This is a genomic window from Halobellus sp. EA9, from assembly GCF_051195055.1.
GTDB lineage: Archaea > Halobacteriota > Halobacteria > Halobacteriales > Haloferacaceae > Haloquadratum > Haloquadratum rubicundus.
Genome location: NZ_JBNTJW010000001.1, coordinates 304,384 through 326,333, shown reverse-complemented (window position 1 = coordinate 326,333; position 21,950 = coordinate 304,384). Strand labels below are relative to the sequence as shown.

General features: G+C 70.9%; 23 protein-coding genes. 13 read left to right on the top strand and 10 right to left on the bottom strand.

Translation table 11 applies throughout. The annotated features are described in order from the left end of the window. Positions 1-33: 33 nt before the first annotated feature. Both ACQUQ0_RS01660 and ACQUQ0_RS01655 read right to left on the bottom strand, forming a co-directional pair. Positions 34-480, bottom strand: coding sequence for an adenylyltransferase/cytidyltransferase family protein (locus ACQUQ0_RS01660; protein WP_372388292.1), 447 nt, complete (start codon positions 478-480; stop codon positions 34-36). Continuing rightward, positions 477-1,025 (bottom strand): Mov34/MPN/PAD-1 family protein, encoded by a 549-nt coding sequence (locus ACQUQ0_RS01655; protein ID WP_435182758.1) that lies wholly within the window; start codon positions 1,023-1,025, stop codon positions 477-479. Before ACQUQ0_RS01655 ends, ACQUQ0_RS01660 begins: the two co-directional genes overlap by 4 nt. A 167-nt stretch (positions 1,026-1,192) precedes the next feature. On the opposite strand from ACQUQ0_RS01655, the gene ACQUQ0_RS01650 reads away from it, so the two are divergent. Next, complete coding sequence (locus ACQUQ0_RS01650) at positions 1,193-3,118, top strand: DHH family phosphoesterase (RefSeq protein ID WP_435182755.1); 1,926 nt, start codon at positions 1,193-1,195, stop codon at positions 3,116-3,118. A gap of 216 nt (positions 3,119-3,334) precedes the next feature. Here ACQUQ0_RS01650 and ACQUQ0_RS01645 read toward each other — a convergent pair whose 3' ends face one another. Then, positions 3,335-4,903, bottom strand: coding sequence for a phospholipase D-like domain-containing protein (locus ACQUQ0_RS01645; RefSeq protein WP_435182752.1), 1,569 nt, complete (start codon positions 4,901-4,903; stop codon positions 3,335-3,337). 118 nt (positions 4,904-5,021) lie between these two features. Further along, positions 5,022-6,350: a HEAT repeat domain-containing protein gene (locus ACQUQ0_RS01640; RefSeq protein WP_435182751.1), complete on the bottom strand. Its 1,329-nt coding sequence runs from the start codon at positions 6,348-6,350 to the stop codon at positions 5,022-5,024. Between the two features lie 113 nt (positions 6,351-6,463). On the opposite strand from ACQUQ0_RS01640, the gene ACQUQ0_RS01635 reads away from it, so the two are divergent. Further along, entirely contained in the window at positions 6,464-7,288 is an 825-nt protein-coding gene (locus ACQUQ0_RS01635; protein WP_435182750.1) for a class I SAM-dependent methyltransferase, read from the top strand. A gap of 90 nt (positions 7,289-7,378) precedes the next feature. Here ACQUQ0_RS01635 and surE read toward each other — a convergent pair whose 3' ends face one another. Genes surE through ACQUQ0_RS01620 form a run of 3 tightly spaced genes read right to left on the bottom strand, consistent with a single transcriptional unit; the run spans position 7,379 to position 10,505 of the window. Beyond that, complete coding sequence (surE, locus tag ACQUQ0_RS01630; protein WP_435182749.1) at positions 7,379-8,182, bottom strand: 5'/3'-nucleotidase SurE; 804 nt, start codon at positions 8,180-8,182, stop codon at positions 7,379-7,381. 47 nt (positions 8,183-8,229) lie between these two features. After that, the gene (locus ACQUQ0_RS01625; RefSeq protein ID WP_435182748.1) at positions 8,230-9,708 is read right to left on the bottom strand and encodes a small ribosomal subunit Rsm22 family protein; all 1,479 of its coding nucleotides are present in this window, start codon (positions 9,706-9,708) and stop codon (positions 8,230-8,232) included. Next, positions 9,705-10,505: a prephenate dehydrogenase/arogenate dehydrogenase family protein gene (locus ACQUQ0_RS01620; protein ID WP_435182746.1), complete on the bottom strand. Its 801-nt coding sequence runs from the start codon at positions 10,503-10,505 to the stop codon at positions 9,705-9,707. The genes ACQUQ0_RS01625 and ACQUQ0_RS01620 overlap by 4 nt, the downstream gene beginning before the upstream one ends. A gap of 377 nt (positions 10,506-10,882) precedes the next feature. Here ACQUQ0_RS01620 and ACQUQ0_RS01615 point away from each other — a divergent pair, with 377 nt between their 5' ends. After that, a complete protein-coding gene (locus ACQUQ0_RS01615) occupies positions 10,883-11,386 on the top strand; it encodes a hypothetical protein (protein ID WP_435182744.1) in 504 nt (167 codons plus the stop codon). 25 nt (positions 11,387-11,411) lie between these two features. Here ACQUQ0_RS01615 and ACQUQ0_RS01610 read toward each other — a convergent pair whose 3' ends face one another. Beyond that, entirely contained in the window at positions 11,412-12,596 is a 1,185-nt protein-coding gene (locus ACQUQ0_RS01610) for a M24 family metallopeptidase (RefSeq protein ID WP_435182743.1), read from the bottom strand. 120 nt (positions 12,597-12,716) lie between these two features. Here ACQUQ0_RS01610 and srp19 point away from each other — a divergent pair, with 120 nt between their 5' ends. The 3 genes from srp19 (at position 12,717) to ACQUQ0_RS01595 (ending at position 14,259) form a co-directional block, all read left to right on the top strand. Continuing rightward, positions 12,717-12,998, top strand: coding sequence for a signal recognition particle subunit SRP19 (srp19, locus tag ACQUQ0_RS01605; RefSeq protein WP_435182742.1), 282 nt, complete (start codon positions 12,717-12,719; stop codon positions 12,996-12,998). Position 12,999: 1 nt separating this feature from the next. Beyond that, on the top strand, positions 13,000-13,227 hold the full coding sequence (locus ACQUQ0_RS01600; protein ID WP_372388313.1) for an H/ACA ribonucleoprotein complex subunit GAR1: 228 nt from the start codon (positions 13,000-13,002) through the stop codon (positions 13,225-13,227). 66 nt (positions 13,228-13,293) lie between these two features. Then, a complete protein-coding gene (locus ACQUQ0_RS01595; protein ID WP_435182740.1) occupies positions 13,294-14,259 on the top strand; it encodes a presenilin family intramembrane aspartyl protease PSH in 966 nt (321 codons plus the stop codon). A 98-nt stretch (positions 14,260-14,357) separates the two neighbouring features. Here ACQUQ0_RS01595 and ACQUQ0_RS01590 read toward each other — a convergent pair whose 3' ends face one another. Continuing rightward, positions 14,358-14,870 (bottom strand): PUA domain-containing protein, encoded by a 513-nt coding sequence (locus ACQUQ0_RS01590; protein ID WP_435182738.1) that lies wholly within the window; start codon positions 14,868-14,870, stop codon positions 14,358-14,360. A 118-nt stretch (positions 14,871-14,988) separates the two neighbouring features. On the opposite strand from ACQUQ0_RS01590, the gene ACQUQ0_RS01585 reads away from it, so the two are divergent. Next, a complete protein-coding gene (locus ACQUQ0_RS01585; RefSeq protein WP_435182736.1) occupies positions 14,989-15,174 on the top strand; it encodes a hypothetical protein in 186 nt (61 codons plus the stop codon). 30 nt (positions 15,175-15,204) lie between these two features. Here ACQUQ0_RS01585 and ACQUQ0_RS01580 read toward each other — a convergent pair whose 3' ends face one another. Continuing rightward, the gene (locus tag ACQUQ0_RS01580) at positions 15,205-15,702 is read right to left on the bottom strand and encodes an NYN domain-containing protein (RefSeq protein WP_435182734.1); all 498 of its coding nucleotides are present in this window, start codon (positions 15,700-15,702) and stop codon (positions 15,205-15,207) included. 333 nt (positions 15,703-16,035) lie between these two features. Between ACQUQ0_RS01580 and dapA the strand changes: the two genes are divergently transcribed. The 6 genes from dapA to ACQUQ0_RS01550 are packed head-to-tail and all read left to right on the top strand — an operon-like array spanning position 16,036 to position 21,950. Further along, positions 16,036-16,944 carry a 4-hydroxy-tetrahydrodipicolinate synthase gene (gene dapA, locus ACQUQ0_RS01575; RefSeq protein WP_435182733.1) on the top strand — a complete coding sequence of 303 codons (909 nt, stop codon included), beginning with the start codon at positions 16,036-16,038 and terminating at the stop codon, positions 16,942-16,944. Continuing rightward, positions 16,944-17,771 carry a 4-hydroxy-tetrahydrodipicolinate reductase gene (gene dapB / locus ACQUQ0_RS01570; RefSeq protein ID WP_435182732.1) on the top strand — a complete coding sequence of 276 codons (828 nt, stop codon included), beginning with the start codon at positions 16,944-16,946 and terminating at the stop codon, positions 17,769-17,771. The genes dapA and dapB overlap by 1 nt, the downstream gene beginning before the upstream one ends. Continuing rightward, entirely contained in the window at positions 17,768-18,613 is an 846-nt protein-coding gene (locus tag ACQUQ0_RS01565; protein WP_435182730.1) for a 2,3,4,5-tetrahydropyridine-2,6-dicarboxylate N-succinyltransferase, read from the top strand. The genes dapB and ACQUQ0_RS01565 overlap by 4 nt, the downstream gene beginning before the upstream one ends. Continuing rightward, positions 18,610-19,854: a diaminopimelate decarboxylase gene (lysA, locus tag ACQUQ0_RS01560; RefSeq protein WP_435182728.1), complete on the top strand. Its 1,245-nt coding sequence runs from the start codon at positions 18,610-18,612 to the stop codon at positions 19,852-19,854. Before ACQUQ0_RS01565 ends, lysA begins: the two co-directional genes overlap by 4 nt. Beyond that, positions 19,851-20,795: a diaminopimelate epimerase gene (gene dapF / locus ACQUQ0_RS01555; protein WP_435182727.1), complete on the top strand. Its 945-nt coding sequence runs from the start codon at positions 19,851-19,853 to the stop codon at positions 20,793-20,795. Before lysA ends, dapF begins: the two co-directional genes overlap by 4 nt. Further along, positions 20,796-21,950: a M20 family metallopeptidase gene (locus ACQUQ0_RS01550; RefSeq protein WP_435182726.1), complete on the top strand. Its 1,155-nt coding sequence runs from the start codon at positions 20,796-20,798 to the stop codon at positions 21,948-21,950.

The window sequence follows — 21,950 nt, the reverse complement described above, 5'->3', positions numbered from 1 at the left end:
AGAATCGAGCGACCGCCAGCCACCGGACCGCGGCTACGCGTCGCCTTCGTCCGCCCGCGACGCCACGATCCGATCGATGATCCGACCGGTCGAGAGCAGTTCCTCCTCGTACCGCGGTTCGCGCGCGGACGCGCGGTCGACAGCGCAGTCGATCCCGCGGGCCGCGAGCGCGTCGCGGATGGCGTCGGCGTCGTGGTGCTGGTCGTGACCGAGGACGATCACGTCCGGATCGATCCGCTCGATCGGGACGAAGATGTCCTCGCGGTGGCCGAGGTGGGCCTCGCTCACGACGTCGAGCGCGTCGACGACGTCCCGCCGCTGGCGGTCGGGGAGGATCGGCGGCTCCTTGTGGGTCACGTTCTCCCGGCGGGCGACGATGACGTGGAGCTCGTCGCCCATCGCGGCCGCCTCCGAGAGGTAGTGGACGTGACCGGGATGGATGAGGTCGAAGGTGCCCTGGGCGACGACCCGGCGCGTCACCGGAAGAACCCTCCGTCGTCCCGGCCGCCGCGGTCCTCGCGACGGGTCGATTCCGCCTCGACCGCGACGTAATCCAGATCCAGATCTGATTCGGTGAAATCGAAGAACTCCTCGGGATCGGGGAGGTCGACGTCCAGGACGTCCAGGTCGCGCGGGTCGCCGTTCTGGTCGAACGCCCGCCAGTCGTCGGGGCCGTAGGGGTGGCCCAGGATGATGTGGACCCGGCCCTGGCCGAAGGTGTCGAGGTCGGCGTCGCTCGGGCGGAGCACGCCGTTCGGGTGCGAGTGGATCGAGCCGACGGCGCGGCGGTCGTTCGGGATCATATTGTTGTCGACGGTCGCGCTCGTCTCGTCCGAGCGGGTCCCCGGAACGATCAGGACCTCCGTGATCACCGTGCCCGAACGGTCGAGATCGAAGTTCCGCGCCGGCTCGCCGCGGAGGAACCCCATATACTCGTTCGGGTGGGTCTCCCGTGAGGCCTCCAGCGCGAAGTCGAGCGCGTCGGCGGCGATGCCGAGGATCTCGCTCGACCGGAAGAGTCGCATACGCGATGCTGAGAAGCGTCGCCTTCTAAGGATTCCGGTCGCTCTACGCGGCGGCCGACGGGCTCCACTCGCCGTGGCCCGAAGGGCCGTGTGCGGTCGATTTCGCGGCCGTTTCCGCTCGGGGCCGATTGTAAAGTCTTAACCACGGCGCACCACTATTCGGCAGTATGAACGCCGACAACGCCGGGGATTCCGGCGGCGAGTCCGCTCCGGATTCGGAGGGCGACTCGCGTCCTGTCGTCTACGACCTCGCACCGAACTGCACGCTCGAAGACGTCTCAGAGGATGACCACTACCACGCCGTCGTCAACGGCGTCGTCGAGTACGGCGTCTTCGTCGACATCTCCGACGAGGTCTCGGGGCTGGTCCACGAGTCGAACCTCGATCGCTCCTACGAGGTCGGCGACCGCCTGACCGTCACGCTCGAAGAAGTCAAGGAGAACGGCGACGTCGCCTTCGACGTCTTCCGCGAGTCCTCGTATCAGACAGTCGTGGTCGACCACGAGCCCGACCTGACGCCGATCGCGGGGCTCTCGGCCGGCGACGAGGTCCACATCGAGGGCCAGGTCGCCCAGATCAAACAGACCGGCGGCCCCACCGTCTTCCGCATCGCCGACGAGACGGGCATCGTCTCGGCGGCGGCCTTCCGCGAGGCGGGCGTCCGCGCCTTCCCGGCGATCGACCTCGACGACGTGGTCCGGGTCGGCGGCACCGTCGAGTCCCACGACGGCTCCCTCCAGCTCGAAGTCGAGTCGATGACGCGCCTCGACGACGAGGCGATGGCGGAGGCCCGCGAGCGCCTCGACACGGCCTTCGAGGAGCGAGCCGCGCCCGAAGACGTCGAGCCGCTCGTCGAGTGGCCCGCCTTCGAGAAGCTCCGCGACGACCTGCGGGACCTCGCGCGCCTGCTCCGGCGGACCGTCCTCGAAGGCCGGCCCATCCGGGTGCGCCACCACGCCGACGGCGACGGGATGTGCGCCTCCGTGCCGGTCCAGCTGGCGCTGGAGAACTTCATCGAGGCCGTCCACGACGACACCGACGCCTCGCGCCACCTGATCAAGCGCCTCCCCTCGAAGGCCCCCTTCTACGAGATGGAAGACGTCACGCGCGACCTCAACTTCGCGCTTGAGGGCCGCTCCCGCCACGGCCAGCGGCTTCCCTTCCTCCTGATGCTCGACAACGGCTCGACGGAGGAGGACGTCCCCGCCTACGAGAACCTCGCGCACTACGACGTCCCGATCGCGGTCGTCGACCACCACCACCCCGACCCCGAGGCCGTCGAGGACCTGCTCGACGCCCACGTCAATCCCTACCTCTACGACGAGGACTACCGGATCACCACAGGGATGATGTGCGTCGAGCTCGCCCGGATGATCGATCCCGACATCGCCGACGACCTCCGGCACGTCCCCGCGGTCGCCGGGCTCGCCGACCGCTCGAAGGCCGAGGTGATGGACGAGTTCGTCGACCTCGCCGAGGCGGAGGGCTACGACCGCGAGCGCCTGCTCGACGTCGGCGAGGCCCTCGACTACGCGGCCCACTGGCTCCGCTACAGCGACGGGCAATCGCTCGTCAACGACGTCCTCAACGTCGGCTGCGACGACGAGGAGCGCCACCGGGAACTGGTGGACTTCCTCGCGACCCGCGCCGAGCGCGACGTCGAGCGGCAGATGGACGCCGCCGAGCCGCACCTCGAACACGAGCGCCTGGAGTCGGGCGCGCACCTCTACACGGTGGACCTCGACGAGTGGGCCCACCGCTTCACCTACCCCGCACCGGGGAAGACGACGGGCAAGCTCCACGACCGGAAGGTCGACGAGCACCGCGAGCCCGTCATCACGATCGGCTACGGCCCCGACTTCGCCGTCCTCCGCTCGGACGGCGTCCGGCTGGACATCCCGCGGATGGTCGCCGAACTGAACGAGGAGGTCGTCGGCGGCGGCGTCTCCGGCGGCGGCCACCTCGTCGTCGGCTCGATCAAGTTCGTGAAGGGAATGCGCGAGGCGGTCATCGACAGCCTCGTCGAGAAGATGGCCGACGCCGAACTCGACGAGGAGCTCTCCTCGCAGGCGATCGTCGAGACCGACGACTGATAGTGATTACTCTCGTCCCTTACCGCCGAGCGCCGTCACCGGGCGTCGGGTTCGGCGGTAAACAGTGAGAGTAATCACTATGAGACGGCGGTCTCGCTGTCACGGGTCCTCCCGGTTCTCGAACTCTACCGTCCGACGCAGCGCGAACGCCGCCAGCAGCAGCGCCGCGAGCGCGCCGAGTGCCATCGTCAGCCGGGTCCGGAGATCCGAAGACGCTCACGCGGGCCCCGACGAACCGGCGCCGGCGGCCGCTCGCCAGTCGGCCTCGAACGCCGACTCGAAGTAGGTCGCGGGCTCGGTACCTTCGAGCGCCAGCAGGACTTCGCGGTTTTCCCGCGCGGAGTGTGCGTTGAAGTTCAAACTCCCGACGATGGCGGTGTCGTCGGCGACGATCCCTTTCGCGTGGACCTTCCCGAAGCGACCTTCCGGATCAGCGATCCGCGCCTCGATCGGCAGCCCGCGCTCGCGGAGATCGGCGGCGCGGTCGACCACGGCGCGGTTCGAGTCCTCGTCGTACCACGCGTTCGACAGCAGGAGCCGCACGCGAACGCCCCGCTCCGCGGCGGCGACGAGCGCGGCGAAGTACGGGCCGTCGACGTCCAGCCGCGGCGCCAGGAGCGCGACGCTGTCGTTCGCGTCGGCGATCGTCTCCCGGACGGCGGCGCCCGCGTTTCCCGGCGCGGTGAGCACGCGGACTCGATCGACGGCGACGGTTTCGGGTTCGATCCTGGCCTCGAACGACCCCGACGCGGGCGCGACGTCGACGAACGAGGCGTTCCGTCGGACCGCCCGCCACGGCACCGCGTCGATGCCGTCGGCGTCGTGTGCGAACACGGCAGCGAGCTCGTCGGCCGTTCGGGCCGAGTCGACGCGGACGCCCCAGCCGCGGCTGTCGCGGCCGCCCGTCCCCGCCGGCTTCCAGTTCTCGGTCAACACGAGCGCCCGGTCGTCGACGACGGCGTACTTGGGGTGGTGGTAGGCGTACCGCGAGTGCGAGCCGTCGATCAGGCGGACGTCGACGCCGCCCGCCGCCAGGCGGTCGAGCTGCTCGCGCTGGGCCGTCGTCATCCCGCCGATCGGGCCGCCGTCCAGGAGGACGCGGACGCGCACGCCGCGCCGTTGGGCCGCCAGCAGCACATCGGTCGCGCGCGGCGAGGCGAAGGTGTAGCCCGCGACCAGGATTCGCCGGTCCGCGTCCCGGAGCGTCTCGATCGGGACGTCGGGCGCGTCCGGGAGCACGAACGCCGTCGCCGTCGCGGCCCCGGTGGCGACGACCGGTCGGGGCCGCAGCCCACGCGGCGTCCACCGCCCGGTCGTGGCGTTCAGCCGTTCGCCCTCGTTCGAGCGGTCGTATCCGACTTCGTCGACCACGCGGCCGTCCCGTTCGAGCACGAGCCGTTCCCCGGCGTTCGAGAGCTCCAGTCCGGGCGCGACGACTGCCATCTCCGTCCCGACGAGCGCCCGTGTCGCGTTCGGCGCCGACGAGAGCGCGACGCGGCCGCCGGGCGGCAGGCCGACGGTCGACTCGCCGTCGCCGAGAGTGAGGTTCCGCGTTCCGTCGGCGTCGACGACGACGTACTCGCCCCGGTCGCCGTCGGCCACCGGGTCCGGGAAGACGGCGACGATCTCCGGCGCGGCTCCCTCTTCCGTGGTCCCCGTGTGGTTCGCCGGCGGGGGGCTATCGGCGGCGACCGGTCCGGCGAGCGCGGCGGCCGACAGCACGCAGAGCCCGACCGCGACTGCGACTGCGACGAGCCGCGCGGCCCTGCCCGATGGATACCGCACGGACGGCTCGTCGGCGTCGAAACGGGGCGATCGACGGGTGGGGTGACGGCCGCGCGCTCGTGGGGGCACGGCGCGTCTGGCCGCCCGATCCTATATAAAAGGTCCGAGGGGTCGAAATTTAGGCCGGCGCGGCTTCCGCGTCGGCGTCGTCGAGCGTCTCGGCGGCGAGTTCGGCCTCGTGCTGGACGAGGTACGACTGCTCGTCGGCGTACTCGGCGACGGTCTCCAGCGCCGCCTCGGTGCCGATCTGGCGGAGCGCCCAGGCCGCCGCCGCGCGGACGGTGTCGCTCTCGTCGTCGGCGAGGGCGTCCCCGAGCGGATCGATCGCGCGCGTGTCGCCGATGAGCCCGAGCGCGCGAGCGGCGTAGGGCCGGACGTTGTCGTTGTCCATTTCGAGCTTGTCGGCGATGGCCTGGGTGGCCTCCGTCGAGCCGATCTCGCCGAGCGCGCGGAACGTCACCTTCTGGAGCGCGGGGTCGGAGTCGGTGTCGATGTACTCGACGAGCGTCTCGACGGCGCCCTCGGCGTCGCCGCCCATCCGGCCGAGCGCCTTGATCGCCTTCTTCTCGCGGCGCTGGGCGAGCTGGTGCATCTCGTCGAACGCCTCGGCGTTGGCCATCCGGACGAGCGCGTCCATACAGTGCTCCTGCATGAACTCCGACTGGAGCTTCTCCTTCGCCAAGAGGACCATGTCGACGCGGCCCTGCTCCTCCCACTGCTTGAGCGCCGACAGCTCCGGCGGGTAGTCCTTGTAGTGTCCGAGGACGTCGTAGAACCCCTCGGCCATCAGCTGCTCGTTCGTCTCCAAGTCGTCCCACTCCTGGGCGTCCTCCAGCCCGGCTTCGAGGTCGTCTGTGGCCTCCAGGAGCGCCGCGATGGTTTCGGCGTCCTCGTCGGCGTCGAGGTCGGCGTCCTCGACCGCCGCGACGACGTCGTCGAGCGCCCCCGCGACGTCGTCGGTGTCGATCCCATCGCCGGCGGCCGCGTCGGCGTCGAAGGTCAGGCCCGCATCGATCGTCTCCTCGGCGGCGTTGACGAACGCCGAGACGGCCTCGACGACGGCGGACTCGCCCTGTTCGGTCCAGCGCGTGTCGGAGATCTTCGATCGGGCGGATTCGACGGCTTCCGTCACGTCGCTGGCGTACGGGCCGCGCTGGGCTTCGAGGTCGTCTCGGAGGTCCGAGACGCGGGATTCGAGGTCCGCACGCGGATCCTCGGCGTCCTCGTCGTCCTCGTCGGGCTCGGGCAGGTCCGCCGACTCCAGGTCGGCCTCGACCGCGTCGAGATCGGCCTCGACGTCGTCGAGGTCGGCCTCCGTCTCGGCGGCCTCCAGCGCGTCGGCGACCTCGTCGAGGCGCTCGCTGAGGGTCTCGGGCGTCGCGTCTGTCGACTCGTCCGACGCCGCCGCGTCCGAATCGGCGGTCGTCTCCTCGTCCCCGTCACTCATATGCCGGAATATCCGTCCGTACCCAAAAAGAGCGTTTCCCTTCTGTCGCGGTCGGCTCGCTCCCCTCTTCCGCTCCGAAGCGATTTATCCCGCTCCGCCGCGAACCCCCGCCGATGACCGCGCCGAGCGACGAAAGCGGCAGCGCGAACGCCGACCGCGACGACTGGGACTCCGAGACCTATGACGGCTCGCACTCGTTCGTCTACGAGTACGGCGCCGACGTCGTCGACCTCCTCGACCCCGACCCCGGCGAACGGATTCTCGATCTCGGCTGCGGCACCGGCCACCTCACCGACCGGATCGCCGACGCGGGCGCGGACGTCGTCGGCGTCGACCACTCCCGAGAGATGATCGAGACCGCGCGCGAGACGTACGAGCACCGCTTCGTACAGGCGGACGCCCGCGATTTCGGTCGCACGGACCTCGGCGTCGACGCCGACCCCGTCGACCCGTTCGACGCCGTGTTCTCGAACGCGGCGCTCCACTGGATCGACGACCAGGACGCCGTGCTGGACTCCGTCCTCGACGTGCTCGCCCCGGGCGGTCGGTTCGTCGCGGAGCTCGGCGGCCACGGCAACGTCTCGGCGATCGTCGCGGCCGTCGCGGCCGAACTCGAAGAGCGGGGATACGAGCCGCCGACGGATCCTTGGTACTTCCCGACGGTCGGCGAGCACGCGACGACGCTGGAAGCCCACGGCTTCGAGGTGCGGTACGCGCGGCTGTTCGACCGGCCGACCGAACTGGACGAGGGCGACGACGGGCTGGCTGCGTGGCTCGGGATGTTCGGCGACCGGCTGTTCGGATCGGCCCCGGAAGCGGAGCGCCCGGACGTCGTCGCGGGCGTCGAGGACCGGCTCCGGGACGAACTCTACGACTCGGACGCGAACGCCTGGACCGCCGACTACCGGCGCCTCCGGTTCGTGGCGGTGCTGGAGTAGCCGCCCGTCGGCCGTTCAGACGGTATCGAGGTATCGTAGCGTTTGCAAGTCTTCACTCGCTCGAGCGCTGTCGTGCGATCGGACGAGAAATCAGTTGCAGACGCTACTATACGTCTCCGCGAGCGCGTCAAGCGCCTCGTGGTGCTCGGTCGTGTGGGGCGCGGTCAGCGGCGACACCGACACCTTGCCGTCGACGACCGCACGGCGGTCAGTCCCCTCGGGGTCGGGGATGTCGTCGGCGCGCATCCGCTCCCAGACGCGGTCGTGGAGCGTGATCGTGCCATTGCCGTCGTGCTCGGCGGTCATCTCGTACAGCGTCGAAGGGCGGGTGATCTCGATCGGTGCCGGACCGTCGCCCGCGGCCATCGGCGCGTTGACGTTCAGGTACTCGGCCTGCTCGAAGACGCCGGCGCCGAGGGCGTGCTTGACGAGGAATTTCGTCGCCGCCGTCGCGTTCCGGAAATCCTCGGGATCGGACGCCTGCTCCTGCCAGGGCGTGTCGCCGCCGCCGGGGACGTACAGCGACACGGCGATGGCCGGCACGTCGAAGAACGCCGACTCGACGGCCGCGCTGACCGTCCCCGAGCGGCCGAGGACGTAGGCGCCGAGGTTCGCCCCCTTGTTGCAGCCCGCGACGACCGCGTCGACGTCGGGACGGAGCGCTTCGAGGCCGGCGACGACGCAGTCGGCGGGCGTCCCCTCGATGGCGTAGCCCAGGTCGTGTTCGCGCACCGAGACGTCGTTCGAGAGCTTGCGGCCGACGGCGCTCTGGTCGTCCGCCGGCGCGACGGCGGTCACGTCGGCGACCTCCGAGAGCGTCTCGTAGAGCGCCCGGAACCCGACCGCGTCGATCCCGTCGTCGTTGGTGAGCAAAAGCGAGAGCGAATCGCTCATACCGCTTCCTTCGGCGGGCGGGGGAAATGTGTACCGCCCGCCGGCGCCTACGCGACGAACTCGACGAACGTCCCGTCGTCGACGACGAGGTTGTACGCGCCCTCGTCGTCGTTCCACAGACAGAGGACGTTCTCGAACGCGAGCACGTCGCCGTAGTCGGCGGCCAGCAGATCCTCGTTCAGCGGATCGGTCGCCGTCGCGACCGCGTAGTGTTCGGTCGACTCGCTCCCGTCGCCGATCTTGAACAGCGGATTCGTCCCGTCGTCGCCGTCGTCGGTGAGGTCCCGGCTCAGTTTCACGGCGAAGAGGTCGATCCGGTTCGTGACGTGCCGCTCCATCTCGGCCATCTTGGCGTGCCGGTCGGGATCGGCGCGGAACTCGGCCCGACGCGCGCCGTCCGGCCGGAGCACCGCGTAGGAGAACTGGACCGTCTCGTTGCGAAAGGTGCCGTCGCCGGGCGTCCGTCGGCTCGCGGGGCCGTCGGCGCCGTCGGGTTCTTCCGGATCCGCCTCTCCGGCCTCGTCGAGTCGGCGCTGGAACGGCGGCGCCTCGATCTCCGGGCGGCGGTCGAACGACCAGCCGCGGTCCGAGGGCGCCTCCCCGGGCCACAGCCGGAGCGTCGGCGCGTAGACGGCGACGTCGCCGTCGGCGGGCGCCAGCGCGCGCTCGACTTCCCGGAGCCCAACGCTGGTGTTGCGGTCGGCGGGCGCCAGCGCGACGAACGAGCCGTCGGCGGCGACCGCATCGAGGTAGCGCGCCGCGACCGACGCCGGCTCGTCGAGTTCGCTCAGGACGTTCGCGAACAGGACGAGGTCGAACCCCGACTCGGCGCCGGTCACCGATTCGGGGTCGAACGCCTCGGCGGTCTCGCGGTGGATCGTCGGCCGGAAGTTCCGGCCGGTCTCGGCGAGCAGCCGGTCGAGGACGTCCGCCGACGCCGAGGGCTCGACCGCGTGGTAGTCGACGGCGGCGTCGTCGGGCAGGTAGTCGTGGAGGCCGAGCGCCGGCCCGCCGGTCCCCGCGCCGACGTCGAGGACGCGGAGCGTCCGCGGGAGCCGCTCGCGCTCGGCCAGGTCGTCGAGGACGTAGCCGATCGCGGCGTAGTAGTCGGGGAGGTGGTAGATCGCATAGGCCAGCGCGGCCACGTCGTCGTACTCCACGGGGTGTTGCCGGTAGTAGTCCTCCTTCAGTCGCCTGATCGTCTCCCGCAGTTCGGCGCCACTCTCGCCGCGGTGCCAGTTCGCGCCGTAGCGCTCGACGAGCAGGTCTTCGAGCGCGAAGGCGTAGTCCTCGGGGAAGGACTCGGGCCGCCATCCGGGCTGTGGCGCGGGTTCGTCGCTGGCGGGGACGAACGTCCCGTCGTCGCGCTCCCTCAGTCCGAGGTCGAAGGCCTCCTCGCGGAGCGCCTCGCGGACGACCGCGGGGTGGGGCGTCCCCTCGATGTACTCGCAGATCTCCTCGGGATCGATGGGGCGGACGTGCTTCAGGTACTTCGCGTTCGCGCGGACGGCCTCGCGGTCGATCACGCGTCGTCGCCCCGCTCGCGGCGCTCGTCCGGCTCCCGATCCGACTCCCCTGTCCCGCGCCACGCCCCGGCTTCGGCGTACAGTTCCTCGAACGCCTCGCCGTCGGCGTCGGCGATCCGGCGGGCCGCGGCCGCGATGTCGTCGGCGCCGTCGAAGGACTCCTGGATCTCGCGGTAGACCTGCGGCGTGCCGCCGGTCACGGTCTCGACCAGGTCCGCGAGCGCCTCCGAGACCGGCGTCGCGAACTCCTCGCGGACGTCCTCCGCGGCCAGCGCGTACGCGAGCACGGCCGTGTGGGCGCCGGCCTGGACCGTCTCCATCGCGGCGTCGTGTTCGGCGGGATCGGTCTCGAAGACGTCGTTGCCGGCGGCCTCGATCGCTTCGACCGCCCGCTCGGTCACCGGCCCCGGGGCGTCGACGACGGCGGCGACGTTCCCCGGCGCGTTCTCGGGCGCGAAGAGCGGGTGCAGGCTCACCCGCTCGTGGTCCGGCAACCGCTCGCGCATCGCCGTCACCGGCTCGGCCATCACGCCGGTCACGTCGAGCATCGCCCGCGACGCGCGGTCGGCGTGGGCCTCGATCGCCTCGTCGGCGGCGCTGATCGGCACGGCCAGACAGACCGCCGCGAACGTCTCTCCGGTGTCGAGAGCGACGGCGCGGGCGTCGGCGTCGACCGCCTCGGCCGCCGCCTCCGCGACGGCGGGGTCGCGGTCGGCGAACGCGACGCTGAACGCCGACCCGAGCGTTCGGCCGGCCCAGCGGCCCATTCCGCCGGCTCCGACGACGAGTACCTCCATCGCCGCCGACTACGCGCCGCGGTCGTCAAAAGGGGTTCGGTGCCGTCGCCGCCGAGCCTCTGCTAATGTCTATTGTCAGTCGTTGCCGCTGGTTCGCCACCCCGTTTCGGCGAACCAGCGGTAAACAGTGACAGTAGCCATTATGGATCGGCCACCCTCAGTATTCCACACTCGATTATCAAGACTGATACTCTAGTCCGTACGTTTATTACGGTCGTCGAAAGACACGTATCGGGGGAAACGGACCTGCACCGTCGCCAGACCGACCGGTCGATCGCATCGAGCCGCACCCACATACACGCGTGTGACGGCCGTACGCCGCCGGAGCCGACCCCGATCGGCTCCGAACCGGACATCCGTGCGGCCACGTTTAACGAATGAAATTCCCAACGACCTCGGGCACCGACACGCACGGCCGCCGCGTGACGCTGCCCGACGACCTCGACGGCGACCAGACGCTGCTCGTCGTCAGTTTTCACCTCCGACAGCGGTCGCTCGTCGCCCCGTGGCGGGAGTTCGCGACGGAACTCCGCGAGGAGTTCGACCACTTCGCGTACTACGAACTCGTCGTCGGAAGCAACGGCGGGATGCTCCCGCCGACCTCCAAGGGCGGCCTCTCGCCGACCAACGCGCGACACCGCCTCCACGAGGACACGATCTTCCTCTCGGTGAACAAGCGCGCCTTCCGCCGCCGCCTCGGGATCCTCGGCGAACAGACGATCTACGCGTTCCTCGTCGAAGACGACTACGTCGTCCGACAGGCCGCGGGCGTCCTCACGCCGGACACCGCCGACGCGCTGGAGTCGCTGCTCCGGGAGTACCGCGACCACCAGAACCGCTCTTCGAACGGCGCGAGGAGCGCGGGCGAGTCGTCGTCCTGATCGGCGGCTCCCCCGTCGACCCGCTTCAGACCCGCAGTTCGATCGGGTGCTCGGTCAGGTTCTCGTGACCCTCTTCGGTGACGACCACCAGGTCTTCGAGCCGCATCCCGCCGACCTCGGGGTCGTACAGCCCCGGCTCGACAGTGATCACGTGACCCGGTTCGAGCTCGCCGCCGTCGGGCGAGACTCGCGGGAGCTCGTGGACGTCCAGGCCGACGCCGTGGCCGGTCGAGTGGATGAACCCCGTCTCGGTCGTGGGGTCCGAGCGGAGCGTCGGCAGCCCGGCGTCCTCGTAGACGTCGCAGACGGCGTCGTGGATGGCCTCGCCCGTCACCCCGGGCTCGATGGCGTCGAAGGCGGCGTCCATCGCCTCCCGCGTGAGGTCGAACCACTCGCGGATCTCCGCGTCGGGCTCGCCCTTCACGAAGGTCCGCGTCATATCGGCGTGGTACTTCGTCGCCTTCGACTGCGGGAAGATGTCGACGATGATCGGCTCGTGGGGCCGGAGCGGACCGCTTCCCCTGTCGTGTGGGTCGGCGGCGTCGGCGCCGCAGGCGACGATGGTCTCGTCGAGGGCACAGCCTCGTTCGAGGAGCGTCGTCTCGATCTCCCGCTTGACGCGCTCGCTCGTCAGGACCTCGCCCTCGTAGCGGAGCGCGTCGCCGTCGTCGCCTTCGCCGATCGTGGCCGCGTCGAGCAGGTCGTTCGTCGCCCGCATCGCGGCCTCGTTCGCGCGCTGCGCCTCGCGGATCCACTCGATCTCCTCGTCGGTCTTGCGGGCGCGGATCTCGGTCACGACGTCCTCGGTCTCGGCTTCGGCGGCGACGCCGCGCTCGCGGAGCCGGTCGGCGGGCCCGAGCGGGAAGCGGTCGGGGGTCGCCGCCGCGTCGACGTCGCGGTCGGAGAGCCACTTTGCGACGACACGCGCCCGCGCCTCGTCGGTGCCGTGCTCGGCGGCCAGCGAGCGGTAGTCGTAGTCCGCCAGCCGCGAGACGTCGTCGGCGCGGCTCTCCTTCTTCGCGCGGCCGAACTCCAGCGAGGAGACGAGGATCGCGGTCGTCTCGGGCGTGAACAGCGTCACGAACGGGTCGGGCGCGTCGAAGCCCGAGAGGTACCGCTGGGTCGAGTTCGACCCGTCAGCGTCGACGAGGTAGCCGTCGAGCCCCGCCGACGCGAGGTGGTCCTCCAGTCGCGAGAGGTCGGGTTCCATACCCGGACTGGGTGACGCTGTCGGATAAAGGCCACCGCTCGCGGGGCCGGCCTCCCCGCCCGTGGCTCGCTCCCGACGCGGACCACAACCGTATTACGGGCGCGTCGCGGTCGTTGGACTATGGCTGTGGAGAACGTCATCTGGCCGCGCTACCTCGACGCCTCGGTCTCCCGGGACGACGGCCGGCGCGTCCCCCTCGACGACGCGATCGAGGACCCGACGGTCGACGAGATCGCGAAGGCCGTCCAGCAGATCGGCTACGACGCCGTCATCGAGCGCGACGTGACGCACCCCCGCGAGTGGGACGCCCGCGGGCGCGTCCTCGTGAAGGGCGCCGAGGACTCGACGAAGAACGACCTCGTCCAGGCGGTCGCCGCCTACGTCAGCATCCTCCGGGACTGATATGCAGCGGCTCGGCACCGTCTCCCGGACGGCCCAGAATCTCCTCGTTGTCCGCTGCGACGACGCCGACCACCCCGGAATCGGCACCGAGGCCGTCGACGAGTCGCTCTCGACGGTCGGCCGCGTCGTCGACGTCTTCGGTCCGGTGGACCGCCCATACGTCGCCGTCGCGCCCGAGTCGAGCGTCCGCCCGGCGTCGGTCGTCGGCCAGCGGCTCTACGCTCGGTGAGGGGCCCGCGGCCCTCCCGACGCCGAAGCGCAATCCCCATAGTGGGCCGCCCGCAACCGTGGCCGTATGCGAAGACGCGTCGCCGCCGCGGTCGGATTCGCCGCCCTCCTGTTCTTGCTCGTGCAGCTCGGCGCGCTGGCGCTCGTGCCGACCTTCTACGAGGCGGGCTACCAGACCGTCGAGGACCCGAGCGACCCGACCAACAGCCTGGTGTACATCGGCGCGATCCTCGTCGCGACGGCGCTGATGCTCGCGGCGTTCAAGTTCGACCTCGATTGGATCGTTCAGGGCTTCGTCGTCCTCGCGGCCGGGTCGCTGGCGTGGTACGTCTTCTCGGTCCTCCTCCCGCCGGTCCCCGCGCTCGCCGCGTCGGCGGCGATCGCGGTCCTCCTCTTCGTCCACCCGGAGTGGTACGTCATCGACGCCGCCGGGGTGCTGATGGGCGCCGGCGCCGCGGGGCTGTTCGGCATCAGTTTCGGCCTCCTGCCCGCGATCGTCCTCCTCGCGGTGCTGGCCGTCTACGACGCGATCAGCGTCTACGGCACCGAGCATATGCTCGATCTGGCCTCGGGGGTGATGGACCTGAATCTCCCGGTCGTGCTCGTCGTTCCGACGACGCTCTCGTACTCGCTCCGGGACTCGACGCCCGACGCGGTCGAGCGGGATGGCGACGAGAAAGGTGACGCTGACGACGATGACGACGACGATGCCGACGACGATGACGACGTCCGCGACGCGTTCTTCATCGGCCTCGGCGACGCCGTGATGCCGACGGTGATGATCGCCAGCGCGGCGTTCTTCGTCCCGACGTCGCTCGCGCCGCCGCTCGGCGTCCCCGGCCTGCCGGCGTTGAACCTCCCCGCGCTGACCGCGATGGTCGGCACCTTCGCGGGCCTGTTCGCGCTGCTGTGGATGGTGCTGAAGGGCCGTGCCCACGCCGGACTGCCGCTGCTCAACGGCGGCGCGATCGGCGGCTATCTGGTCGGCGCGCTCGTCTCGGGCGTGCCGATCCTGACGGCGCTCGGGCTCTGATAGCGATTACTCTCGTCTCTTACCGCCGAGCGCTGCCAACGGGGGTCGCACTCGGCGGTAAACAGTGAGAGTAATCACTATGAGACCGAACCGACGACCTACTCCTCGTCGCCTTCGCCGCCGGCGCCCTCGCGGATGCTGACGGCCATCCCCGTCTCGAAGTCGCCCATCGCGTCCGCGGAGAGTTCCGCGCGACCCACCCCGAGGACGGTGTCGTCGTCGAGGACGACGGCGACCTCGTCGCCCGGCCGGACCGCCGGATCGACCTCGCGGACGAACTTCGCGAAGGCGTTCTTCCCGTCCCTGACGAACGGCGCGCTCTCGTCGCCGACGACGACCCGCGCCTTCGGCCGCTCCAGCCCCGCGACGAGCCGACGACCGCCGACGACGCCCAGCGTGAATCGACCATCGGTCCCGTAGGAGACGACGCGGCCCTCGGTCGCGACGACCTGTCGGGGGCGACCGCTCGTCGATCGATGAATCGTCAGGCGCTCGGTCTCGGATTCGTCGCCACCGGCCCGGGGGAACAGCGCCGCGCCGGCCCCGGCGCCGAACTGGTAGTCCGCGATCGTCCGGAGTTCGGCGAGGTCCTCGCCGCTCGCGTCGCTCATACGCGCCGTACCGTCCGGAGCGTCAAGACACCCCCGGTCCGGCGCGGGGATTGCCAGTCCGTCTCACGCCGCGACGACTCGAAAATTCATATATACCGCCGCGGATTCGGGAGCGTATATGATCGTCAACGCGCGCCTCGTCGCGCTCGGGGTCTTCCTCCTCGCTCTCAGCAGCGGCCTCTTCTTCGAGACGGGCGTCAGCGACGCTCTCGCCCTGTCCGTCGCCGGCGTCGCCATCGCCGGCACGGCGCTCGCGGCGCTCGTCGCAGTTCGGACCGACGCGGGCGAGTCACGCCCGACCTGAATCGGCGCCGGCCTCCCCGGCACCCTGTCCTTACAGCAGGAACGTCTCCTGGCGCTCCGAGAGGTCGAGGAACGCGTCGGCGGCGTCGATCAGTTCCTCGGCGGTCGACTCCTCGAAGGCCATCACCTCCACGCGCACCCCCTCGTGGCGGAGGTGCGAGCACAGCCTGGAAAAGTCGCCGTCGCCGGTGCAGAGCACGACCGTGTCGACGTGGTTCGCGAGCGTGACGGCGTCGAGGCTCATCCCGACGTCCCAGTCCGCCTTCTTCGAGCCGTCGCCGAAGGTCTTGATCTCCTTGATCTTCGGCTCGAAGCCGATGTCGACCAGGGCGTCGAAGAACGATTCCTCCTCGGGGCTGTCCGCGCGGACGACGTATGCGATCGCCCGCGTGAGGCTCCGTCCCGAGACGCCCTTCTCCAGGAGCGCGGAGTAGTCGATGTTCCTGGAATAGAGGCTCTGGGCCGTGTGATAGAGGTTCTGGGCGTCGGCGAGCATCGCCACCCGCTGATCCGGGTGAATTTCGGTCATACAGTACCTGGGGGCGGCTTGGTACATGAATGTCCGGTCCCGGCCGCGGTCGCTCAGGCAGTCGACCGCACCGAGCGCTCGGGGCCGCTCGCCCCGCGCCACTGCGAAACGTATATAATTTTGGAGGATCACATCTCAGGCGTGACACACGCCACGCCGTCCGCGACGGACTCGCCCCGTCGGCCAGCGGCGGGTGGCGCTCTTTTCGGCGGAAAAAAACGCGCGGCGTAAACGCTCTGGGCGGGAGTGGCAACCCCGTCCTTGGCGACCCCCGGACCGCGCGTACCGGATGACGACAGAGACAAATCCCACCCGACAGTACACACCCCAACGATGACAGATATCGACTTCACCGGCGTGTTCCCCGCGATGACCACGCCGTTCGACGCGGACGAGGAGATCGACCGCGAACAGCTCGCCGAGGACGCCCAGCGGCTCGAAGCCGCCGGCGTCGCGGGCCTCGTGCCCGCCGGCTCGACCGGCGAGAGCGCGACGCTGACCCACGACGAACACATCGAGGTCGTCGAGACGGTCGTCGAGGCCGTCGACGACGTGCCCGTGATCGCGGGCTCGGGCTCGAACTCGACCCACGAGGCGCTGGACCTCTCCCAGCGCGCGGCCGACGCCGGCGCCGACGGCCTCCTCCTGATCTCGCCGTACTACAACAAGCCCGAACAGGCGGGCCTGCGCCAGCACTTCGAGGCCATCGCCGACGCGGTCGACCTCCCGCAGATCGTCTACAACGTTCCGAGCCGAACGGGCCGCAACATCAAGCCCGAGACGGTCGGCGAGCTGGCCGCTCACGAGAACATCCGGGCGTACAAGGCCGCCAGCGGCGACATCGCCCAGATCTCGGAAGTGATCGAGTACACCCGCGGCGAGGATCTCTCGGTTCTGTCCGGCGACGACGCGCTGACGCTCCCGATCTGCTCGCTCGGCGGTCGCGGCGTCATCTCCGTCGCGGGCAATGTCGAGCCCGAACGGATGGTCGAACTCGTCGACGCCGCCGTCGGCGACGACCTCGAACGGGCCCGCGAGCTCCACTACGAGCTGTCGCCGCTGTTCCGGCACCTGTTCGTCGAGACGAACCCGATCCCGGTCAAGGCCGCGATGGAGATCCGCGGCTACGGCCCAGCCCGGCTCCGATCGCCGCTCACGGACCTCGAAGACGACAACCACGCCGAGATGGAGCGGATCCTCGCGGAGTTGGAGACGGAACGAGAGGCGACGGAGGCCGTCTGATGGGCGGGCTCCGCGTTGCGATCACGGGCGCGAGCGGTCGGATGGGCGGCGAACTCCTCGCGGCCGCCGCCGACCACGACGACGTCGACTACGTCCTCGCGGCGACCCGGACGCCCGAGGCCGTTCCGAGCGGCGACGCGCCGGACGCCCCCGACGCGGTCGTCGCCGACAGCGACCTCGACGACGCGCTCGAATCCCACGACGTCGACGTCCTCGTGGACTTCACCGTCCCCGAGGCGAGCGTCGACTACCTCCGGGCCGCCGCCGACAGCGGCGTCGCCGCCGTCGTCGGGACGACCGGCTACGACGACGACCACCTGGAGACCCTCGATTCGGTCGCCGAGTCGGTCCCGCTCCTGCGCGCCTCGAACTTCTCCCGCGGCGTCGCGGCGCTCCGCCGGGCGGTCGAGGCCGCCGCCGGGGCGCTCTCGGGCTACGACGTCGAAGTCACGGAGACCCACCACAACGGCAAGCGCGACGCCCCCTCGGGGACGGCGCTCACGATCCTCGACGACATCGACGAGGCCCGCGGCGAGGCGGCAGAGCGCGTCCACGGGCGCGAGGGCGACCAGCCTCGCGAAGGGACCGAGATCGGCGTCCACGCGCGCCGCGCGGGCGACGTCACGGGCGAGCACGAGGTCCTCTTCGCCGGCAACGAGGAGGTCGTCGAACTGACTCACCGCGCCGGCTCCCGCGGCATCTTCGCGGTCGGCGCGCTCGACGCCGCGGCCTGGCTCGCCGGCCGCTCTCCCGGACGGTACGATTTCGGTGAAGTCTTGGACGCCGGCGGCGAGAACGAAGACGACGGAGCTTCCCGATCCCAATGAGCCTCGAATCCGACATCGACGACCTGTGGCAGCGCTACCAGGACGACGACCTCTCCGCGGAGACCGCCGGCTCCGGCGTGGAGTCGACGCTCAACGCCTTCCTCGAAGCCCTGGAGACCGGCGAGGCACGGGCGGCCGAGCAAGTGGGCGACAGCGGCCCGGACGGCTGGGTCGTCAACGAGTGGGTAAAGCGCGGCATCCTGCTGAACTTCGGCCTGCGCGAGACGCTCCCCCGCGAGTACGGCGACGTCACCTACTACGACGTCCTGCCGCTCCGCTCGACGACCGACCTCGGCGGCCGCGGCACCCGCAACACCCCCGACGGCACCGCGATCCGCCGCGGCGCCTACCTCGGCTCGGACTGCATCGTGATGTCGCCGTCGTTCGTTAACGTCGGCGCCCACGTCGGCGACGGCACGCTCGTCGACTCGTGTGACACCGTCGGCTCCTGCGCCCAGTTAGGAGAGAACGTCAAGCTCGGCGCCAACACGCTGATCGGCGGCGTCCTCGAACCCGTCGAGGATGCGCCGGTGATCATCGAAGACGGCGTCTCGCTGGGCGCGGGTTGTCGGGTCACTTCCGGCTTCCACGTCGGCGAGAACACCGTCGTCGGCGAGAACTCCCTTCTGAGCCCGCGGATCCCGGTCTACGACCTCGTCGAGGAGGAGGTCATCTACGGGCACCTGCCGTCCGAGCGCCGCGCGTTCACGCGGTACGTCGAGTCCTCGCTCGGCGACCACGACCTCTTCGAGTCCGGCGCGTACAAGCCCGCGGTCGTCGCGCTCGACATCGAGGACGACACCCTCGACAAGACCCGTCGCGAGGAGGCGCTCCGGGAATGAGCCACACCGGCGGCGGAGGGCCGGCCGTCAGGCGCCTCGCCGACTGGGACGGCGAGGCCCTCCTCGCGCTCGCCGAGGAGTACGAGACGCCGCTCTACGTCGTCGACCTCGATCGGGTAGCAGCGAACTGCGCGCGGCTTCGCTCTGCGTTCCCCGACGCCGACGTCCGCTACGCGATGAAGGCTCACTCGGGCGCCCAGGTCCTGCGGACCGTCCGCGAGGCGGGGCTGGGCGCCGAGTGCGCCTCCGCGGGCGAGGTGATGCGCGCGCTCGACGCGGGCTTCCTGGGCGACCGGATCCAGTACACGGCGGTCAATCCGCCCGCCCGCGACCTGGATTACGTCGTCGAGCGCTGGCGCGAACACCCCGGCATCACGATCACGGTCGGCGCGGCCGACACGGTCGACCGCCTGCGGGACCGCGGCTTCGACGGTCGGCTCTGCATCCGCGCGAACCCGGGCGTCGGCGCCGGGCACCACGAGAAGGTCCAGACGGGCGCAAACGCGAAGTTCGGCATCCCGATCGAGCGCGTGCCCGACCTCGCCGAGCAGTGGGCCGCCGAGTTCGACCTCGTCGGGGTCCACGCCCACGCGGGCAGCGGCATCTCGGGCGAGGACCTCTCGGCCCACCGCGAACTGGTCAGCCGGATGGGCGACCTCGCGCGCGAGGTCGAATCCGCGGTCGGCCCCCTGGAGTTCGTCGACGTCGGCGGCGGATTCGGCGTCCCCTACGAGGAGGACGAGCCGCCGCTGGACCTCGACGCCGTCGCCGGGGCGACGCGCGAGGCGCTGGGCGAGGTCGACGCGACGCTCGCGGTCGAGCCCGGGCGGTACGTCGTCGCCGACGCCGGCGTGCTCCTCACGACCGTGAACACGGTCAAGCAGGCCCGCAACGCCACCGTCGTGGGGGTCGACGCCGGGATGACGACGCTCCTCCGGCCGGCGATGTACGACGCCTACCACGCGATCCGGAATCTCTCGGCGCCCGACGCCGAGTCGACCCCCGTCACGGTAGCGGGACCTATATGTGAGTCGGCGGACGTACTGTGTGAGCACAGGTCGCTCTCGCGGCCCCGACGCGGGCACCTCTTCGCCGTCGGGAACGCGGGCGCGTACGGATACGAGATGTCGAGCACCTACAACTCCCGACCGCGGCCGGCCGAAGTCGTCCTCTCGGAGGCGACGGTCCGTCCGGCCCGTCGGCGCGAGACCCTGACTGACCTCACCACCCTGGACCAATGAGCGTACAGCACGACCGAGTACCAGTCGAGAAGTACCACGGAACCGGCAACGACTTCATCGTCGTCGACGCCGTCGAATCGATCCCCGACCGCCCCGCGTTCGCGACCGCCCACTGCGACCGCGAGACCGGCGTCGAACACGACGCCTCGCCGCGCACCGGCGCCGACGGCGTCCTCTTCTTGCACCTGGAAGAGCGCTACTCGCCGCCGCGCGTTGTGATGACGCTCGTCCAGCCGGACGGGTCGGTCGCCGCGATGTGCGGCAACGGCGCGCGCGTCGCCGCCGCCTGGGCCGCAGAGCGTACGGGATCGGACGAGCTAATGATCGACACGCCCGCGGGAACGCGCCACGCGGTCGTCGAGGGCGACGAGGTGACGATCGAGATGGGCGAACCGAGCTTCCGTCCGCGCGACGTCCCGCTGGCCCGCGAGGCCGAACGCAGTGAGGCCTCGGACGAGCGAGCGGGAGCGGGGCGACACGCGAGCCGCGAGGCCGAACTCGTCGAAGAGAACGTCGAGGGACTCGCCGTCACCGCGGTCAACACGGGAGTCCCCCACGCCGTCGCGGTCGTCGACGACGTCGACGCGGTCGACCTCGAATCGGTCGCGCCCGCGGTCCGCCACGCTGACGTCTTCCCCGAGGGCGCGAACGTCACGCTCGCCTCGCGGGACGGCGAGGACGACGAGGGCAACCCCCGGTTCCGACAGCGCACCTACGAGCGCGGCGTCGAGGGCGAGACCCGATCCTGCGGGACCGGCGCAGTCGCGGTCGCCGCGGTCGCCAAGCGGCTCGGCCTCGTCGACGGCTCCGACTCGATGACGGTCAGCCCGCCCGGGGGCGACCTCCGGATCACGGTGCCCGACGACGGCCCCGCGACGCTCGCCGGCCCCGCCGAACGCGAGTTCGCGGGCGAACTCGACGTCGTGGTGCGATCGACGTAGATGGCGGGCGCGGATTCCGACGCCGATCCCGACCCCGACGCGGATCCGGAGTTCGACCCCGTCTCCTTCCTCGAATCCGCAGTGCCGATCGCCTCGAACGAGGATGTCGATGAGATGCGGGAGTTCCTCGTGGAGACGGTCGAGTCTCGGGGCATCGACGTCCGCGTCGACGACGCGGGCAACACCATCGCGACGAAAGCCGGCGCGGACGCCGGCGATGACCCCGAGACGCACCTCGTGTTCAACACTCACATCGACACCGTCTCGCCGCACGTTGCCTTCGAGCGCGAGCAGGTCGACGGGGAGCTCGTCCGGATCCACGGCCGCGGGGCCTGCGACGCCAAGGGCCCGCTCGCGGCGATCCTCGCGGCGTTCTTCGCCGTCGAGCCCCGAACGGACGCCCGCCTGACGCTTGCGGTGACGCCCGACGAGGAGGCGCTGTCGACCGGCGCGGCGGCGCTGGACCTCGACGGCGATTGCTACGTCGTGGGCGAGCCCACCGGTCTGGACGTCTGCACCGCCGCGAAGGGCCGCTTTCAGGGCACGCTCACGCTCTCCGGCGTGGCGGCCCACGCCGCCGAGCCCGACTCCGGCGCGAACGCCATCGCGGGCCTGGAGGGCGCGCTCGGAGCGATCCGGACCTTCGACGAGGGGCGGGAGGCGCACCCACAGCTCGGCCGCGCGACGCTGACGCCGACGACCGTGGCCGGCGGCGACGCGACCAATCAGGTGCCCGCCAACTGCGAGCTCGTCCTCGACCGGAGGAGCGTCCCGCCGGAGACGGCAGAAGGCTTCCGGTCCGAGCTCGAAACCGCGGTCCGCGAGGCCGTCGCCGACGACGTCGGCGTCGACTTCGCGCTCACGGACCGGCCGACGCCGTTCCTGGAGGCGTTCGCGACCGACGCGGACCACGGCCTCGTGCGGACGCTCGCCGCCGCGAGCGAGCGCGCGGGCGGCTCCGGCGAGGTGCGGCCCTTCACCGCCGCGACGGAGGCGTCGTACTTCTCGCCCGCGCCGGTGGTCGTCTTCGGTCCGGGCGTCCTCGCCGACGACCGAGGGGCCGTGGCCCACGCCGAGCGCGAGTACGTCGACGTCGCGGACGTGCGCCGCGCCGCCGAGGCGCTGACCGACGCCACGCGACGGCTGGTCGGCTGA

Bases quoted from the DNA above. Each gene is read 5' to 3' on its own strand.
- dapA (WP_435182733.1), top strand. From the start codon at position 16,036: ATGACAGATATCGACTTCACCGGCGTGTTCCCCGCGATGACCACGCCG.
- ACQUQ0_RS01620 (WP_435182746.1), bottom strand. From the start codon at position 10,505: ATGGAGGTACTCGTCGTCGGAGCCGGCGGAATGGGCCGCTGGGCCGGC.
- ACQUQ0_RS01615 (WP_435182744.1), top strand. From the start codon at position 10,883: ATGAAATTCCCAACGACCTCGGGCACCGACACGCACGGCCGCCGCGTG.
- ACQUQ0_RS01600 (WP_372388313.1), top strand. From the start codon at position 13,000: ATGCAGCGGCTCGGCACCGTCTCCCGGACGGCCCAGAATCTCCTCGTT.
- ACQUQ0_RS01590 (WP_435182738.1), bottom strand. From the start codon at position 14,870: ATGAGCGACGCGAGCGGCGAGGACCTCGCCGAACTCCGGACGATCGCG.
- ACQUQ0_RS01595 (WP_435182740.1), top strand. From the start codon at position 13,294: ATGCGAAGACGCGTCGCCGCCGCGGTCGGATTCGCCGCCCTCCTGTTC.
- ACQUQ0_RS01640 (WP_435182751.1), bottom strand. From the start codon at position 6,350: ATGAGTGACGGGGACGAGGAGACGACCGCCGATTCGGACGCGGCGGCG.
- dapF (WP_435182727.1), top strand. From the start codon at position 19,851: ATGAGCGTACAGCACGACCGAGTACCAGTCGAGAAGTACCACGGAACC.
- srp19 (WP_435182742.1), top strand. From the start codon at position 12,717: ATGGCTGTGGAGAACGTCATCTGGCCGCGCTACCTCGACGCCTCGGTC.
- ACQUQ0_RS01655 (WP_435182758.1), bottom strand. From the start codon at position 1,025: ATGCGACTCTTCCGGTCGAGCGAGATCCTCGGCATCGCCGCCGACGCG.
- ACQUQ0_RS01635 (WP_435182750.1), top strand. From the start codon at position 6,464: ATGACCGCGCCGAGCGACGAAAGCGGCAGCGCGAACGCCGACCGCGAC.
- ACQUQ0_RS01650 (WP_435182755.1), top strand. From the start codon at position 1,193: ATGAACGCCGACAACGCCGGGGATTCCGGCGGCGAGTCCGCTCCGGAT.
- ACQUQ0_RS01550 (WP_435182726.1), top strand. From the start codon at position 20,796: ATGGCGGGCGCGGATTCCGACGCCGATCCCGACCCCGACGCGGATCCG.
- dapB (WP_435182732.1), top strand. From the start codon at position 16,944: ATGGGCGGGCTCCGCGTTGCGATCACGGGCGCGAGCGGTCGGATGGGC.
- lysA (WP_435182728.1), top strand. From the start codon at position 18,610: ATGAGCCACACCGGCGGCGGAGGGCCGGCCGTCAGGCGCCTCGCCGAC.
- ACQUQ0_RS01610 (WP_435182743.1), bottom strand. From the start codon at position 12,596: ATGGAACCCGACCTCTCGCGACTGGAGGACCACCTCGCGTCGGCGGGG.
- ACQUQ0_RS01565 (WP_435182730.1), top strand. From the start codon at position 17,768: ATGAGCCTCGAATCCGACATCGACGACCTGTGGCAGCGCTACCAGGAC.
- surE (WP_435182749.1), bottom strand. From the start codon at position 8,182: ATGAGCGATTCGCTCTCGCTTTTGCTCACCAACGACGACGGGATCGAC.
- ACQUQ0_RS01585 (WP_435182736.1), top strand. From the start codon at position 14,989: ATGATCGTCAACGCGCGCCTCGTCGCGCTCGGGGTCTTCCTCCTCGCT.
- ACQUQ0_RS01580 (WP_435182734.1), bottom strand. From the start codon at position 15,702: ATGACCGAAATTCACCCGGATCAGCGGGTGGCGATGCTCGCCGACGCC.